This is a genomic window from Nocardioides carbamazepini (assembly GCF_024614185.1).
GTDB classification, from domain to species: Bacteria; Actinomycetota; Actinomycetes; order Propionibacteriales; family Nocardioidaceae; genus Nocardioides; species Nocardioides carbamazepini.
On the sequence record NZ_JAHTLF010000025.1, the window covers coordinates 238,575 to 253,153 of the forward strand.

A 14,579-nucleotide genomic window follows, 5' to 3' on the forward strand; every position below is an offset into this window, starting at 1 on the left:
CTCAGGCGATTTCACGACCGTTCTGTCCGGTACGACGATGCGCGAGCCAGCGTTCGCGGTCGGCCGGGCTGAGCGCGCGGCGCCGGGCCACGGTCGAGGTGTCGACCCACCAGTCCGGCTGATCGGTGGTCCACGCCCGCGTCCCGGCCCCGGCGCGCTGGTAGGCGCCGGCGCGCTGGTAGGCGCCGGCGAGGCGGCGCTGGAACCGGCGCTGCTCGCCGGTGCCGCCCATCATCGTCACCACCTCGATGCCGAGGCGTCGGGTGAGCTCCGTCCGGTCGAGGTCCTGGCTCCGCCGGCGCCCGGCCTCGTGCACGCTGCCGTCGTACTCTCCGGCGACGCCCGCCTCCGGATCGAGCAGGTCCGGCGTGAAGAGATGGTGGCCCGCCAGATCGAAGACCGGCTGGTTGCACAGCAGCGGCCGCTCGTAGCAGCGCTGCCAGAACCGCCGCATGACGATCTCCATCGGTGACCACGCGTTCTCGTCCGCGATCTCGAGGGCGGATTCGAGGCGCTTCTTCCCGGGCCGGCTGACGAGGCGGGAGGTGTAGGCCCGCAGCTCCGCGACACTGACCAGGTCGTCGTACGCCGCCAGCTCGATGGCGCGCAGCGCCCCGATCTCGTCGCGAGCCACGCGGGCCTCGTAGGTCACCGACCGCACCGGAACTGTCACGGGCAGGCCATCGACCACGGTCACGTCACCGGGGAACAGCCAGTCCTCCGACACCCGCACCCCGGCGCGTCCGCGCTTCGCGTGACGATCGCCGACCGCGACCGGGACGGGCAGCGGCATACCGTCGGCCGCGAGCCCGTCAAACCACCGGGCTCCCTGCCAGTGGAGCGCCGCCCAGCCCGTCGCGGCGCTTCCGTCGGGCAGCGCGGTGACAGCGTCGACGATCCTCTGGGCGACCGTGTCGGGTGCCCCGGCCGGTCGGTAGCGCCCCGGGCCGACCCGGGTCCAGGCAGGTCCGCGGGCCTGGCCGGGCGTCGGTCCGCTGAGGCCCCGGGGATCGATCCGCGACGGTACGACGACACCCGGTCGGGTGAGGTGCAGGTCCATCCGAGGAGGATCCGCCGAACGGCCGCGCCGTGCTCGGGCTCATCCACAGGCTCGTCGTACCGGACATTCCTGTCGTGAACTCACCGAATTCGCGACAGGAATGTCCGGTACGACGGTCAGGGGGAGTCGAGGAGGACCGTGAACGGACCGTCGTTGACCGAGGCGACCACCATGTCCGCCCCGAAGACGCCGCGCTCGACCGGGGTGCCGGCCGCCTCGAGGGCGGCGCAGACCGCTTCGTAGAGCGGCTCGCTGACGGGGCCCGGCGCCGCGGCGATCCAGGTCGGGCGGCGTCCCTTGCGCGCGTCGCCGTACAGCGTGAACTGGGAGACCACCAGCACCGGCGCACCGGTCTCGCCGACGGACCGCTCGTCGTCGAGGACGCGCAGGTCGCGGATCTTGCGGGCCATCCACGCGACCTCGGCCGCGCCGTCGTCGTGCGTGACGCCGAGGTAGACCAGCAGGCCCGGCTCGTCGATCGCACCGACGACCACGTCGGCCACCACGACGGACGCCGACGACACCCGCTGCAGGACCGCCCGCACGTCAGTAGACCAGCGCCTGGACGCCCTCGGCGAGTGCTTCCTCCACGAAGACCGGCGCCCCCGCGATCCGTACGCCGGGCAGCAGGTCGGCCTCCGTCAGCGAGCGCCGCGCGGCGCACTGCGCGCACACCGTGACCCGCCCGGAGGCGAGGACCGCCTCGAGCAGGTCGGGCAGGGGAGTGGCGAGCGGCAGCTCGAGCTCGGCGGCCCGACCGGGAACGGCCAGCCAGGAGGCCTCGCCGGTCAGCCAGAGCGATACCGCGACCCCCGAGACGGCTGCCGCGCCCGCCACGGTGAAGCCCTGGTTGCAGCGCTCGGGCTCGTCGGCACCGCAGGTGACCTTCACGACCAGAGAGCGCGACATGCGCCGAGCCTACGCAGCGGGTCGCCCGCGACTAGACTCGGCCCTCGTGGCCTTCGAACTCCCCGACAACCTGCACCCCAACTGCGGTCCCATCGCCTGGCTGCTCGGCACCTGGCGGGGCAACGGCCACGGCGACTACCCCACGATCGACAAGTTCCAGTTCGGCCAGGAGCTGATCTTCACCCACGACGGGCGGCCGTTCTTCCACTACATGGCGCGCGCCTGGATCGTCGACGAGCAGGGCGAGAAGGTCCGCGACGCCGCGATCGAGACCGGCTTCATCCGCGGCGTCGGCGACGGGAAGTTCGAGATCCTGCTGACCCACAACACGGGCATCGCCGAGATCTGGCACGGCGAGGCCGACAACGGCAAGTTCGAGTGGACGACCGACGCCGTCGCCCGCACCGAGACGGCCAAGGAGTACGTCGCCGGCAAGCGCCTCTACGGCAACGTCGAGGGTGACCTGCTCTACGCCTTCGACATGGCCGCGATGGGCCAGGCACTGCAGCCGCACCTGTGGGCGAGGCTCAAGCGTGCCTGACGACCACGATCACGACGACCATGGCCACGACTGGCGGGCGGCCCTTCGCGAGAAGGGCTACCGGCTGACGCCCCAGCGGGAGCTGATCCTGGCGGCGGTCGACGCGCTGGGCCACGCCACTCCCGACGAGGTGCTGGCCCACGTCCAGCAGACGGTGAGCACGGTCAACCCGTCCACCGTCTACCGCACGCTGGAGGTGCTCGAGGAGCTGGGCCTGATCCGCCATGCCCACCTCAGCGACCGCGCCGCGACGTACCACTCGACCCGGGGGCACGTGCACTTCCACCTGGTGTGCCGCGACTGTGGTGACATCATCTCCGTCGACGCGGAGGAGGCCGCGCCGTTCGTCGCGATCCTCGCCGACCGGGGCTTCACCCCCGACCTCGGTCACCTCACCGTCTTCGGGCGCTGCGCCCGGTGCGAAGGAGAGTCCGCATGACCACGGTGTTGACCTATGGCACCTTCGACCTGTTCCACATCGGCCACCTGCGCCTGATCGAGCGTCTCACGGCGCTGGGAGACCGGGTGATCGTGGGCGTCTCGACCGACGAGTTCAACGCCGGCAAGGGCAAGCGATCGGTCGTCTCGTACGACGACCGGGCGGCCATCGTCTCCGCGATCAAGGGGGTCGACCTGGTCGTCCCCGAGCAGTCGTGGGAGCAGAAGCGCTCCGACATCGTCGAGCACGGCGTCGACCTGTTCGTCATGGGCGACGACTGGGCCGGGAAGTTCGACGACCTCGCCGACGTTTGCGAGGTGAGGTACCTGCCGCGCACCTCGGGTGTGTCGAGCACCGAGATCAAGGAGATGCTCCGCACGCTCGACCCGGCACACATCGAGGAGATGCAAGCAGCCCTCGGCACCCTGACCCGCCTCCTCGAGCACTACCGGGACCTGACATGAGCACCGACCTCCGCACCAGCCCCCTCCTCGACCTCCCCGGCGCCGTCGCCGGCGAGGGCATCGACGCCGGCGTGGCCGCCCACTACGGCAGCCTGTACGGCGAGCAGCGCGCCCTCGCGGCCGGCGAGGGCTTCGTCGACCTCTCGCACCGCGACGTGATCCGGGTCAGCGGCCCGGACCGGCTGAGCTGGCTGCACTCGATGACCACCCAGTACTTCGAGGGCCTGGAGCCCGGGCGCTGGACCTCCGCGCTCCTGCTCGACGCCCAGGGCCGGGTCGAGCACGCCTTCGCCGGCCTCGACGACGGTGAGGCGTTCACCGCCCACACCGAGCCGGGTGCGGCGGCGGCCCTGCTCGGCTTCCTCGACCGGATGCGCTTCATGCTCCGCGTCGAGGTCGCCGACGTGACCGCGGATCTCGCGGTCGCGTGGCGCCCGGCGGCAGGGGGCGGCAAGCACGACCTGGTCCCGCGCGAGCAGCTGACGTCGTACGCCGAGGCGGCGGGGCCCGCCGCCGGTCTGTGGGCCTACGAGGCGCTGCGGATCGCGCGCGGCGAGCCGCGCCTCGGCTTCGACACCGACGAGCGGACGATCCCCAACGAGGTCGGCTGGCTCGACCTCGGCGCGGACGCGGCCTGGACGCCTGCCGTCCACCTCGACAAGGGCTGCTACCGCGGCCAGGAGACGGTCGCGCGGGTGCACAACCTCGGCCGCCCGCCGCGCCGGCTGACCCTGCTCCACCTCGACGGCTCGGAGAACCGGCTGCCCACCCGTGGCGCCGAGGTGCTGCCGGAGGGCGGGGGCCGCGCGGTCGGCTTCGTCGGCTCCTCGACGCGCCACCACGAGCTCGGCCCGATCGCGCTGGCCCTGATCAAGCGCAACACCGACGTCTCCGCGCCGCTCGTCGTCGACGGTCTGCCCGCCGCCCAGGAGGTCCTCGTGGACCCCGAGATCGGCATGCACTTCCGCCCCCAGCGCTGACCCGTCGCAGACGGAACCGAAAGACACGCCGACCCGGCGCAAACAAAGCTCTGAAATGCACCGACCCGGCGCAGATTGAACCCAGAAAGTTCAATCTGCGCCGGGTCGGCGTGATCTGAGCGTCAGTCTGCGCCGGGTCGGGGCTCAGCCGTTGATCATGCCGGCGCCGACGGTGACGCCGGTCGCCTCGTCGATCAGGACGAACGAGCCCGTGGTGCGGTTCTTGGAGTACGGGTCGCACAGCAGCGGCACCGTGGTGCGCAGGGTGACCCGGCCGATCTCGTTGACGCCGAGCTCGCCGGCGCCCTGGTCGCGGTGCAGCGTGTTGACGTCGAGGCGGTACTGGACGTCCTTGACCAGTGCTCGGCCCGTGCGGGTCGTGTGCTTGATCGCCAGCTTCTGCCGTGGCTGCAGCGGAGTGGTGGTCATCCAGCAGATCATCGCGTCGATGTCCTGGCTGGGTGTCGGGGCGTTCTTGACCCGGGCGATCATGTCGCCGCGCGAGACGTCGACGTCGTCCTCGAGGTGGACCGTCACGCTCATCGGCGGGAAGGCCTCGGGGACCTCCTGGTCGAAGAGGTCGATCTTCGCGATCCTCGACGTCATCCCCGACGGCAGGACGACGACCTCGTCGCCCGGCTTGAGGACGCCGCCGGCGATCTGGCCGGCGTAGCCGCGGTAGTCGTGGAACTCGTCCGACTTCGGCCGGATGACGTACTGCACCGGGAAGCGGGCGTCGATCAGGTCGCGGTCGGAGGCGACGTGGACGTGCTCGAGGTGGTGCATGAGCGTGGGACCGGAGTACCACGGCATGTTCTCGGAGCGGGTCACGACGTTGTCGCCCTGCAGCGCCGAGATCGGGATGACCTCGAGGTCGGGGACGTTGAGCTTGGTCGCGAACTGGGTGAACTCGCGGTAGATGTTCTCGTAGATCGACTGGTCGAAGTCGACGAGGTCCATCTTGTTGACCGCGAGCACCAGGTGCGGGACCCGGAGCAGCGAGAGGATCACCGCGTGCCGGCGGGACTGCTCGGTGAGTCCCTGGCGGGCATCGACGAGCACCAGGCCGAGGTCGGCGGTGGAGGCGCCGGTGACCATGTTGCGCGTGTACTGCACGTGCCCGGGGGTGTCCGCGATGATGAACTTGCGGTTGGGCGTCGCGAAGTAGCGGTAGGCCACGTCGATGGTGATGCCCTGCTCGCGCTCGGAGCGCAGGCCGTCGGTCAGCAGCGCGAGGTCGGTGTAGTCGTAGCCCTTGGCCGAGCTGGTGGCCTCGACCGCCTCGAGCTGGTCCTCGAAGATCGCCTTCGAGTCGAGCAGGAGGCGCCCGATGAGGGTGGACTTGCCGTCGTCGACCGAGCCGGCCGTGGCGAAGCGCAGGAGGTCCATGTTGGTAGCGGACATCAGAAGTAGCCCTCCTTCTTGCGGTCCTCCATGGCGGCCTCGGAGAACCGGTCGTCACCGCGGGTCGCGCCACGCTCGGTGACCCGGGCGACCGCGACCTCCTCGATGATCTCGGGGATCGTGCTGGCGGTGGACTCCACGCAGCCGGTCAGGGTCAGGTCACCGACGGTGCGGAACCGCACGGTGCGCTCCTCGGCGACCTCGCCGTCGCGGAGCGGGTTGTGCTCGCTCTCGCTCAGCAGCATGCCGTCGCGCAGGAACACGCGGCGCTGGTGCGAGAAGTAGATGCTGGGGATCTCGATGCCCTCGCGGCCGATGTAGTCCCAGATGTCCAGCTCGGTCCAGTTGGAGATCGGGAAGATCCGCATGTGCTCGCCCTCGTGCAGGCGGCCGTTGTAGAGGCTCCACAGCTCGGGACGCTGGTTCTTCGGGTCCCACTGACCGAACTCGTCGCGGTGGGAGTAGACGCGCTCCTTGGCGCGGGCCTTCTCCTCGTCACGCCGGCCGCCGCCGAAGGCGGCGGTGAAGCCGTTCTCCTCGATGGCGTTGAGCAGGGTGCCGATCTGGTGCCGGTTGCGGGAGGTCTTGCCGTCATCGATGACGATCCCGTCGGCGAGGGCCTGCTCGACGCTCGCGACGATCAGCTTCACGCCGAGGCGGTCCACCCAGTTGTCCCGGGTCGCGAGGACCTCGGGGAAGTCGTAGCCGGTGTCGACCTGGAGCACCGGGAACGGGATCTTCGCCGGGTAGAACGCCTTCTCCGCAAGGCGCATCATCACGATGGAGTCCTTGCCGCCGGAGAACATCAGGACCGGCTTCTCGAACTCGGCCGCGACCTCGCGGAAGATGTGGATCGACTCTGCCTCCAGCTGGTCCAGCTGGCTGAGGCGGTAGTCGCTGTGCGTCTGAGTCATGCCTGGGCGACCCGTCCTTTCGGTGGTTCCTCTGCCTTCAGGGCCCGCTCATCGTGCCATGCCGCACCTGCCCCGGCGGCATCCGAGGACGTTGCGTAGACAAATCGACGAGTTTGGCGTCGCCGGCAGCGGCTCGGGTACGGCGAAGCGGCTGCGGGCACGGTCCGGCGCTCACTACGATCCGCGCGTGGGGATCCGCGCGTGAGGGTGGTCATCGACGTGCTCGGCGCGCCCGCCGACTCCGGTGGCATGCGCCTGTACGCCGAGCAGCTGCTGCGTGCCTGGGCGCAGGTCGCACCCGACGACCACCTCGTCGTCGTCGGCGCCCCCTGGGTCGTCGAGGTCCTCGCCGGCCATCCGTCGGCGAGCGTGCACGTCGTACCCGAGGGCTTCGCGGCGCGGGCCCTCGGCCAGTGGGTCCGGGCCGGCGTGGTCGCGCGCCGGTCCGGCGCCGACGCGCTCCTGTCGGTGAGCCCCCTCGTGAGCCCGTTCGCGGGACCACGGCCGCAGGTCTGCATCGCGCACGACTGGCGACACGTCCGGCACCCGGAGGAGTTCCCCCGGCACCAGCGGCTCTACCGCCGGCTCTGGGCGTGGTCGGCCACGCACGCGACGCGGTCGATCCAGATCTCCGCCAAGACCGACGCCGAGACCGCGCGGATCGCACCCCGGGCCCGGCGGGTGACGGTGGAGAACGGTCAGGACCATCCGCGGACCTGGCCGCCGGTGGATCCGGAGCCCGGCGCGGACCCGTTCGTCGTGACCTACGGACACCATGCCAACAAGCGCCCCGACCTCGTCATCCGCGCGCTGCGCGTCGCCCACGAGCGACTCGGGCAGCGACCCCGCCTGGTCGTGCTGGGAGCCGGAGGCGGGCTGCGTGAGCGGCTGCGCCGGACCGCGGTGGCGCAAGGGGTGGGCGCCGCGGTCGACTTCCCCGGGTACGTCGCGACGTCGGTCTACCAGGAGCTCATCCAGCGTGCCGGGCTCGTGGTCCTCGCGTCCTCCGACGAGGGCTTCGGGCTCCCCGTCGCCGAGGCGCGCTACTTCGGGATCCCGGTCCTCTCCACCGACGACAGCGGCCTGGCCGCGATCCACGGGGATCGCGTCGTCACCGCGGCCGCGACCCCCGGCGGCCTCGGGACGGCGATGGCCGAGCTCCTCAGCGAGCCCGGTCGCCGGCGCCCGCCCGCCACGGTCGCCACCTGGGCCGACACGGCGCGTGGCATCCGCGACGTCCTGGCGGAGGCGGCCGCGCAGTACGTGCCCGCTGGACAGCGGCGGTGAGCCGCCTACGCTGCACGTCGTGTCCGCCGACTTCGTCGCCCGCCTGGGCTCCCGGGCCCCGGCGCCCGAGGAGATCCGGTCGGCCTGGGAGCTGGACGACTACCTGGCCCGGCTCGACCGGCCCGGTGCCGCCGACGAGCTGGCCGCCGTCACGCGTCGTGCCCGTCGCCTGCGGCGGCTCGACCCGGACCGGCTGCACGCCGTCCTCGTGGCGCTGGCGGACCCTCCGGCCGCGGAGCTCAACAAGGCGCGCATCGCGGCGGCTGCCGAGCTTCCCGTCACCACGCTGGCGCCGTACGTCGACGTGCTGGTCCACCTCGACGTCCTCCGTCTGCTTCCCGGGTGCCGGGCGGCGGTCGCCAAGCGTGCCATCGGACGTCCCGCGGCCGTGTTCGCCGATCCGTCGCTCGCCCGGCACCTGACCGGTGCCACGAGCGCGGACCTGGCGGAGCTCGGCGGCCGACGCCTACTCGCCGCGCTCCTGCGCGGCGCCGTGGCGGCCGAGCTCCTGCGCCAGCGCGGGACGAGCGTGGTGGAGCATCGGGTCAGCCACCTGCGCGAGCGCAACGGGCTCGAGGTCGATCTCGTCATCGAGCTCCCCGACGACAGTCTCTTCGGGATCGAGGTGCGCACCGCGGCGAGCCTGCGGCCCCATCAGTTCACCGCCCTGCATGCGCTGGCGCGGCGCGCCGGTGGCCGGTTCCGGGGCGGGGTGGTGCTCAACACGGCCTCACGCGGTCACCGGTACGGCGCCCGGATGTGGAGCCTGCCGATCGCCACGATCTGGGAGTGAGCCCCTCCGGCATCTCGCCGCCTGCCCGTCACCGCGCGGCCATGCCCGCTCCGGACGCCGTTCAGGGTCCGGCCGCAGCCTCGGAGGCATGAAGATCACCGTGGTGGGCGCCGGCTACGTCGGCCTGTCCAACGGGGTGCTGCTCGCGCAGCACAACGACGTCTGGATCCTCGACGTCGATCCGGCCCGGGTCGACGCCGTCAACACGCGGCGCTCGCCGATCGTGGACCCCGAGCTCGAGCAGCACCTGCGCCGCCCCGAGCTCTCGCTGCGGGCCACCCGCGACGCGAAGGCTGCCTACGCCGATGCGACGTACGTCGTCGTCGCGACCCCGACGAACTACGACCCCGAGACCGACCGCTTCGACACCTCGACCGTCGAGCGGGTCACGAAGGCGGCGCTGGCCGCGAACCCGGCCGTGACGGTCGTCATCAAGTCGACCGTGCCGGTCGGCTACACGAACACGCTCCGCGCCGCGCATCCGGGCGCGTCGATCCTGTTCAGCCCCGAGTTCCTCCGCGAGGGGCGTGCCCTCCACGACAACCTGCACCCGTCGCGGATCGTGGTCGGCTCGGACACCGAGCCCGGCCGGCTGTTCGCCAAGCTGCTGCTCCAGGGTGCGGTCGCGGTCGACGTGCCGGTGCTGTTCACCGGCTCGACCGAGGCCGAGGCGATCAAGCTCTTCGCCAACACCTACCTCGCGCTGCGGGTGGCGTACTTCAACGAGCTGGACACCTACGCCGCCACCCACCGTCTCGACACCCGCCAGATCATCGAGGGCGTGGGCCTCGACCCGCGCATCGGCGGGCACTACAACAACCCGTCGTTCGGGTACGGCGGCTACTGCCTCCCGAAGGACACCCGGCAGCTGCAGGCCAACTATCGGGAGGTCCCGCAGAACCTGATCAGCGCCATCGTCGACGCCAACACCACCCGCAAGGACTTCATCGCCGACGACGTGCTGCGTCGCGATCCGAAGGTGGTCGGCATCTATCGGCTCACCATGAAGGCCGGCTCGGACAACTTCCGCGAGTCGGCCGTCCAGGGCGTGATGAAGCGGATCAAGGCCAAAGGCGTGAAGGTCGTCGTCTTCGAGCCCGAGCTGGACCAGAAGCGGTTCTTCAACTCGCGGGTGATCAAGGACCTCGACGCCTTCAAGGAGAAGGCGGACGTGATCATCGCCAACCGGCGCGTCGACGCCCTCGACGACGTGGCGGACAAGGTCTACACCCGCGACGTCTACGGACGCGACTGACGAGGACCGACGGGTCCGCCCGGTGGCCCGAACGGACTACCCGGGCTTACCCCGTTCAGGGGAAGGATCCGGTGGGGACGTGCGGGTACCGTGGTCAGCAGTACGGAGGGGGAGTGCCATGGACATGCTGATCGGAGTCGTCGGCGCGATGTGGGTCGCGGCTGCCGCGGTGTTCACCGTCGGGGTCGGCCGCGCCGCTGCCGACGACTCGCCGTTCCGGGTCGAGGACGCCCAGGAGTTCCGCCCCGTCGGCTGATCTCCCAGGTCCAGGCTCCGTCCGGTCTCAGGTCCGGGCGCGCTTGCGCTCCCGACTGCCGAAGGACTCGATCTCGGCGACCGTGGGCGCCCCGAACATCGGCAGTCCGTGCTGCTTGCGCAGCAGGCCCCACACGAAGGGCACCAGCACCAGCATCGCGACGCCGATCGCGGCGACGAGCATCGCCTCCAGCGTCTCGTGGCCCTCGCCGAAGGGGTGCAGTCCGGCCTTGAACAACAAGGCCACGCCCGACATCGTCAGCACGATCACGATGCCCCGGCGGATGAACGACTGCGGCACCCGCGGCGCGAGCCGGGCGCCGAGCAGGGTGCCGGGCACCGAGCCCACGATCAGCGGGATCACCAGGTCCCACTCGAGGCCGTGGATGGCGATATTGGCCAGCGCCGCGCTGAGCACCAGCGGCACCGCCTGCACCAGATCGGTGCCCACCAGCCGGACCGCGGACAGGCCGGGGTAGAGCATCAGCAGCGCGATCATGATGACCGAGCCCGAGCCGACGCTGGTCACGCCGACGAGCAGGCCACCGAGCATGCCGACCAGCAGGGTCGGGACCGGTCGGATGCGGGGGTTGTCGTCGGGCAGCGCGCCGCCGCGTCGTACCCGCTTGAGGTTGATGTAGAGCCGCAGGGCGTAGGTCGACGCCGCGAACAGCAGCGCGGTGCCGATGCAGAGCTTGAGGGTGTCCTCGAGGTGCGCGGGGTCGTCGGTGAGCGCCTTGACGAGATAGGGCCCGACGAACGCCATCGGGACCGACCCGAGGATCAGCCAGCCCGCGAGCCGCAGGTTGGGTGACCCCTCCCGGGCGTGGGTGAGTGCGCCACCGGTCTTGTAGACCGCCGCGGCGGTCAGGTCGGCGGTCACGATCGACGCGGTGTGGCCGACGCCGAGAAAGATCAGCGCCGGCGTCATCAGCGCGCCGCCGCCCATGCCGGTCAGGCCGACGACGATGCCGACGAGGAAGCCGGCGACCGCGATGGAGAGCGCGGTCAGGGTGAGGAGGTCGCCCACTACTCGTCGCCTGTCTGTGTGGTCGAGGGCAGCGCCAGCCGGAGCAGCACCGCCCGGAGCAGGACGTCGATCTGGTCGGCCGACACCTCGGCCGCCGCCTTGCCGCGCCGGTAGGGATCGCGGATGTCGTGGTGGTCGGCGGTGCCCGCGCGCCGGTGTCCGACCGCGGTCACCAGCTCGGTGCCGTGCAGGAGCGGGTCGACCCGGTCGACGGACTCCGCGAACTGGGCGAGCGTGAACGCCTTGCGGAACGCGCCCGGCACCTCCTCGAGCACGAACTGCCGGTGCGCCGCCTCGGCGGTGAGGACGAGGTCGGCCGCGGCGATCAGGTCGTCGGTCAGCGGGCGGCTGGCGAACCCGCCCAGCAGGTCGTTGCCGACCCCGCGCTCGGCCAGCACCGCCGCCATCGTGCGGTCGACCGGGTGGGCGTTGAAGCCGTGGGTGCCGGCGCTGGCGAACTCGATCCCGCTGCCGGGACCGGCCAGGGACCGTGAGCGGAGCTCCATGTACGCCGAGCGGCAGATGTTCGCCGTGCAGACGAAGAGCACCCGCAGCGGCCGGGCCCCGGACGTCGCGGTGCGGGCCCCGGTCGCGCCCGGCTCCGGGTCCTCGTCGGGGACCCGGATCGACCGTTGCGCGACCTCGTCGAGGTCCACTGGCGGCAGACCCTCCGGCGGCGCGGGTGAGGTCTGGGCCGGCGGCGCGGGCGCGGTCAGGTCGGCGTACCCGGTCTCGCGCAGGGCGACCACGACGTCCTCCAGGGCGTCCTCGATCGACCGGCCGGTCGTGTCCACCCGGACGTCGGCGTCGCGGGGCTCCTCGTAGGGCGAGGAGATGCCGGTGAACTCGGGGATCTCGCCGCGCCGGGCCTTGGCGTACAGGCCCTTGCGATCACGTCGCTCGCACTCCTCCAGCGGCGTCGCGACGTGGACGAGGAAGAACGCGCCGCCGGCCTGCTCGACCATCGCCCGCACCTGCTGGCGGGTCTCGTCGAACGGCGCGATCGGGCTGCAGACCGCGAGCCCGCCGTGGCGGGCGATCTCGGCGGCGACCCAGCCGATGCGGCGGATGTTGGTCTCCCGGTCCTCACGAGAGAAGGTGAGCCCGGCGGAGAGGTTGCGGCGGACGACGTCGCCGTCGAGGCTGGTGAGGCTGCGGCCGCCGTGCTCGAGCAGGCGGTCCATCAGGGCCTGGGCGAGCGTGGACTTGCCGCTGCCGGACAGGCCGGTGAAGAAGAGGACCAGGCCCCGCTGGTCGGGGCGCGGCCGCTCGGTCGCCGCGATGTCGGCCAGGGCCGGCAGCAGGTGGCCGCCGTAGGCCAGCTCGACGACCGGGTCGGTGTCGGCGTAGGACGTCAGCACGGAGATGCGCAGCGCGGGGTCGGCCAGCGAGGCGTGGTCGGCGAGTGGGACGGCCACGACGGCGGCGTCGATGGTCTCCGCCACCCGCTGGGTCGCGCGGAGCAGGCCGACCGGGCTGACCGCGGGAGTGCCGGTGCCGACGAGTGCGACGAGCACGACCGGTCCGAGCCCGCGCAGCTGCTCGACCTGTACGTCGGTCATCAGGTCGGTGACGGGGACGAAGGTGCGCCCGGCGTACTGCTGACGCACGGCGGCGGGCGCCAGGTAGAGGCGCCGGAACGGCCCGAACTGCGCGTGGGTCAGCGGGGTGACGGCGAGCCCGCGCAGCACGCTGGAGACGCGGGCGAGGGGGAGTCCCTCGGGGTCGACCAGCTCGATCTCGTTGCCCTCGTCGAGGTGCAGGGCGAGCTCGTCGGGCAGGGAGAGGGTGAGCGGACTGCCCGGCTCGTTGAACCCCCGGATCGGGGCGGCAGCTCCGGACGTCAGCAGCTCGAGGTCGTCGAGCTCGCGCTGCGTCGGGCAGTGCTGGGGCAGTGGCGGGCGTGGCACACGGGTGATCGTACAGAGTCGAGTGAGTTGATCCGCTTTGAACAGTGACAGCGGACACCTGCCATCGCGTGCGCTTGTGAACGAGTTCACGTTCCCTCGTGCTTGCACTTTGCTAACTATTGCTAGCACCATGGTCCGTATGGCCAAGGGCAAGGTTGTCAAGACCGTCGGTTCACTCGGCGACTATCTCAAGGAGCAGCGGGTGTCCGCCCGCCTCTCCCTGCGGCAGCTCGCCGACCAGGCGGGTGTCTCCAACCCCTACCTCAGCCAGATCGAGCGTGGGCTCCGCAAGCCGTCGGCCGAGGTGCTGCAGCAGATCGCCAAGGCCCTGCGGATCTCCGCGGAGCAGCTCTACATCAGGGCCGGGATCCTCAGCCCCGATGACGGCGTGGGGGGATCGGTCGAGCTCGCCATCGTGAGCGACACCGGCCTCACCGAGCGGCAGAAGCAGTCGCTCCTCGACGTCTACGCATCGTTCCTCGCGCTCAACGCCGCGGATGGCTCCGTCGACGCCGCGGCCGGGGCGCAGGAAGACGCGCCGACCACCACCGAGACGGACTCCGACGCCGTCGCCAACGAAGGGTGAAACCAGCAATGCCGAAGCTCGAGCTCCCCAAGATCGAGATCCCGACCCTCGACCTGCCCAAGGTCGCCATCCCCAAGGTCGACCGCCCCAAGGTCGACCTCCCCGAGATCCCCGCCGCCGCGGCGAAGCCGATCTACGCCGGCGTCGGGGCGACCGACCTCGCCGTCGAGAAGGTCAAGACCTACGTGGCCGACGTGCAGGCCAAGGTGAACTCCTACGTCGCCGACGTGCAGAAGGACGTCGCCGCCCGCGTCGCGGACGTACAGAGCAGCGTCACGAGCACCGTCAAGGGCTTCGAGCTGCCCGAGCCGAAGCGCCTGCAGAACAAGGCCGTCGCCACCTTCGCCGAGCGCCGCACCCAGGCCGAGGCTCGCATCGCCGGCATCCAGGCCGACGCGAAGGCCCTCCCGGCCAAGGTGCAGAGCTCGGTCAAGGGCGCGTACGACGAGAACGTCGCCACCGCCACCGCGCTGTACGCCGACCTCGCCAAGCGCGGCGAGGGCGTCGTCGTGAAGCTCCGCACCGGCGAGGCCCCGAAGGCTCCGGCCGTGCCGCAGGCTCCGGTCGCCAAGGCCCCGGCCGCGAAGAAGGCGCCGGCCAAGAAGGCCACCGCGAAGAAGGCGCCGGCCAAGAAGGCCACCGCGAAGAAGGCGCCCGCCAAGAAGGCCACGGCCACCAGCTGAGCCCGATGCTCGCATCCGTCCGGCCCCGGGGCATCGGCCCCGGGGCCGAACTGCGTCCCGCGCCCCAGG

General features: G+C 71.5%; 17 protein-coding genes. 10 read left to right on the forward strand and 7 right to left on the reverse strand.

The features are described from left to right. Position 1: 1 nt before the first annotated feature. The 3 genes from KVF89_RS27170 to KVF89_RS27180 all read right to left on the reverse strand — a co-directional run bounded on the left by KVF89_RS27170 (position 2) and on the right by KVF89_RS27180 (position 1,969). Positions 2 to 1,060 carry a hypothetical protein gene (locus tag KVF89_RS27170; protein ID WP_257430261.1) on the reverse strand — a complete coding sequence of 353 codons (1,059 nt, stop codon included), beginning with the start codon at positions 1,058 to 1,060 and terminating at the stop codon, positions 2 to 4. Positions 1,061 to 1,176: 116 nt separating this feature from the next. Continuing rightward, positions 1,177 to 1,605, reverse strand: coding sequence for a D-aminoacyl-tRNA deacylase (dtd, locus tag KVF89_RS27175; protein WP_257430262.1), 429 nt, complete (start codon positions 1,603 to 1,605; stop codon positions 1,177 to 1,179). 1 nt (position 1,606) lies between these two features. After that, entirely contained in the window at positions 1,607 to 1,969 is a 363-nt protein-coding gene (locus KVF89_RS27180) for a DsrE family protein (RefSeq protein ID WP_257430263.1), read from the reverse strand. A 46-nt stretch (positions 1,970 to 2,015) separates the two neighbouring features. On the opposite strand from KVF89_RS27180, the gene KVF89_RS27185 reads away from it, so the two are divergent. From KVF89_RS27185 to ygfZ, 4 genes are read left to right on the forward strand one after another with little or no spacing between them, the layout of a single operon-like run. Beyond that, positions 2,016 to 2,510, forward strand: a complete 495-nt coding sequence (locus tag KVF89_RS27185; RefSeq protein WP_257430264.1) for a heme-binding beta-barrel domain-containing protein — start codon at positions 2,016 to 2,018, stop codon at positions 2,508 to 2,510. After that, positions 2,503 to 2,949 carry a Fur family transcriptional regulator gene (locus KVF89_RS27190; protein ID WP_257430265.1) on the forward strand — a complete coding sequence of 149 codons (447 nt, stop codon included), beginning with the start codon at positions 2,503 to 2,505 and terminating at the stop codon, positions 2,947 to 2,949. The genes KVF89_RS27185 and KVF89_RS27190 overlap by 8 nt, the downstream gene beginning before the upstream one ends. Continuing rightward, on the forward strand, positions 2,946 to 3,413 hold the full coding sequence (locus tag KVF89_RS27195) for an adenylyltransferase/cytidyltransferase family protein (RefSeq protein ID WP_372497969.1): 468 nt from the start codon (positions 2,946 to 2,948) through the stop codon (positions 3,411 to 3,413). The genes KVF89_RS27190 and KVF89_RS27195 overlap by 4 nt, the downstream gene beginning before the upstream one ends. After that, a complete protein-coding gene (gene ygfZ, locus KVF89_RS27200; RefSeq protein ID WP_257430266.1) occupies positions 3,410 to 4,393 on the forward strand; it encodes a CAF17-like 4Fe-4S cluster assembly/insertion protein YgfZ in 984 nt (327 codons plus the stop codon). The genes KVF89_RS27195 and ygfZ overlap by 4 nt, the downstream gene beginning before the upstream one ends. 144 nt (positions 4,394 to 4,537) lie before the next feature. On the opposite strand, the gene KVF89_RS27205 is transcribed toward ygfZ, so the two are convergent. Together KVF89_RS27205 and cysD are read right to left on the reverse strand one after the other, a co-directional pair. Then, positions 4,538 to 5,797 carry a sulfate adenylyltransferase subunit 1 gene (locus KVF89_RS27205; protein ID WP_257430267.1) on the reverse strand — a complete coding sequence of 420 codons (1,260 nt, stop codon included), beginning with the start codon at positions 5,795 to 5,797 and terminating at the stop codon, positions 4,538 to 4,540. Beyond that, entirely contained in the window at positions 5,797 to 6,711 is a 915-nt protein-coding gene (gene cysD / locus KVF89_RS27210) for a sulfate adenylyltransferase subunit CysD (RefSeq protein WP_257430268.1), read from the reverse strand. The genes KVF89_RS27205 and cysD overlap by 1 nt, the downstream gene beginning before the upstream one ends. Positions 6,712 to 6,912: 201 nt before the next feature. Here cysD and KVF89_RS27215 point away from each other — a divergent pair, with 201 nt between their 5' ends. The 4 genes from KVF89_RS27215 to KVF89_RS27230 all read left to right on the forward strand — a co-directional run bounded on the left by KVF89_RS27215 (position 6,913) and on the right by KVF89_RS27230 (position 10,302). Next, positions 6,913 to 7,998, forward strand: coding sequence for a glycosyltransferase (locus KVF89_RS27215; RefSeq protein ID WP_257430269.1), 1,086 nt, complete (start codon positions 6,913 to 6,915; stop codon positions 7,996 to 7,998). 19 nt (positions 7,999 to 8,017) lie between these two features. Beyond that, positions 8,018 to 8,791, forward strand: a complete 774-nt coding sequence (locus tag KVF89_RS27220) for a DUF4143 domain-containing protein (protein WP_257430270.1) — start codon at positions 8,018 to 8,020, stop codon at positions 8,789 to 8,791. A gap of 88 nt (positions 8,792 to 8,879) precedes the next feature. Continuing rightward, positions 8,880 to 10,046, forward strand: coding sequence for a nucleotide sugar dehydrogenase (locus KVF89_RS27225; protein ID WP_257430271.1), 1,167 nt, complete (start codon positions 8,880 to 8,882; stop codon positions 10,044 to 10,046). Between the two features lie 118 nt (positions 10,047 to 10,164). Beyond that, complete coding sequence (locus KVF89_RS27230) at positions 10,165 to 10,302, forward strand: hypothetical protein (protein WP_257430272.1); 138 nt, start codon at positions 10,165 to 10,167, stop codon at positions 10,300 to 10,302. A 27-nt stretch (positions 10,303 to 10,329) separates the two neighbouring features. Here the strand turns inward: KVF89_RS27230 and KVF89_RS27235 are convergent, their stop codons facing one another. Beyond that, positions 10,330 to 11,331: a sulfite exporter TauE/SafE family protein gene (locus tag KVF89_RS27235; RefSeq protein ID WP_257430273.1), complete on the reverse strand. Its 1,002-nt coding sequence runs from the start codon at positions 11,329 to 11,331 to the stop codon at positions 10,330 to 10,332. After that, entirely contained in the window at positions 11,331 to 13,241 is a 1,911-nt protein-coding gene (gene cysC, locus KVF89_RS27240) for an adenylyl-sulfate kinase (protein WP_257430274.1), read from the reverse strand. Before cysC ends, KVF89_RS27235 begins: the two co-directional genes overlap by 1 nt. Positions 13,242 to 13,380: 139 nt before the next feature. Here cysC and KVF89_RS27245 point away from each other — a divergent pair, with 139 nt between their 5' ends. Both KVF89_RS27245 and KVF89_RS27250 read left to right on the forward strand, forming a co-directional pair. Further along, positions 13,381 to 13,827 carry a helix-turn-helix domain-containing protein gene (locus tag KVF89_RS27245; protein ID WP_257430275.1) on the forward strand — a complete coding sequence of 149 codons (447 nt, stop codon included), beginning with the start codon at positions 13,381 to 13,383 and terminating at the stop codon, positions 13,825 to 13,827. An 8-nt stretch (positions 13,828 to 13,835) separates the two neighbouring features. Further along, positions 13,836 to 14,510 carry a hypothetical protein gene (locus KVF89_RS27250; RefSeq protein WP_257430276.1) on the forward strand — a complete coding sequence of 225 codons (675 nt, stop codon included), beginning with the start codon at positions 13,836 to 13,838 and terminating at the stop codon, positions 14,508 to 14,510. The last annotated feature ends 69 nt before the right edge of the window (positions 14,511 to 14,579 follow it).

What these genes read in the sequence shown, in the direction of transcription:
- KVF89_RS27170 (WP_257430261.1), bottom strand. Translation starts at nt 1,060, where the DNA reads ATGGACCTGCACCTCACCCGACCGGGTGTCGTCGTACCGTCGCGGATC.
- KVF89_RS27180 (WP_257430263.1), bottom strand. Translation starts at nt 1,969, where the DNA reads ATGTCGCGCTCTCTGGTCGTGAAGGTCACCTGCGGTGCCGACGAGCCC.
- KVF89_RS27195 (WP_372497969.1), top strand. Translation starts at nt 2,946, where the DNA reads ATGACCACGGTGTTGACCTATGGCACCTTCGACCTGTTCCACATCGGC.
- ygfZ (WP_257430266.1), top strand. Translation starts at nt 3,410, where the DNA reads ATGAGCACCGACCTCCGCACCAGCCCCCTCCTCGACCTCCCCGGCGCC.
- KVF89_RS27205 (WP_257430267.1), bottom strand. Translation starts at nt 5,797, where the DNA reads ATGTCCGCTACCAACATGGACCTCCTGCGCTTCGCCACGGCCGGCTCG.
- cysD (WP_257430268.1), bottom strand. Translation starts at nt 6,711, where the DNA reads ATGACTCAGACGCACAGCGACTACCGCCTCAGCCAGCTGGACCAGCTG.
- KVF89_RS27225 (WP_257430271.1), top strand. Translation starts at nt 8,880, where the DNA reads ATGAAGATCACCGTGGTGGGCGCCGGCTACGTCGGCCTGTCCAACGGG.
- KVF89_RS27230 (WP_257430272.1), top strand. Translation starts at nt 10,165, where the DNA reads ATGGACATGCTGATCGGAGTCGTCGGCGCGATGTGGGTCGCGGCTGCC.
- KVF89_RS27245 (WP_257430275.1), top strand. Translation starts at nt 13,381, where the DNA reads ATGGCCAAGGGCAAGGTTGTCAAGACCGTCGGTTCACTCGGCGACTAT.
- KVF89_RS27250 (WP_257430276.1), top strand. Translation starts at nt 13,836, where the DNA reads ATGCCGAAGCTCGAGCTCCCCAAGATCGAGATCCCGACCCTCGACCTG.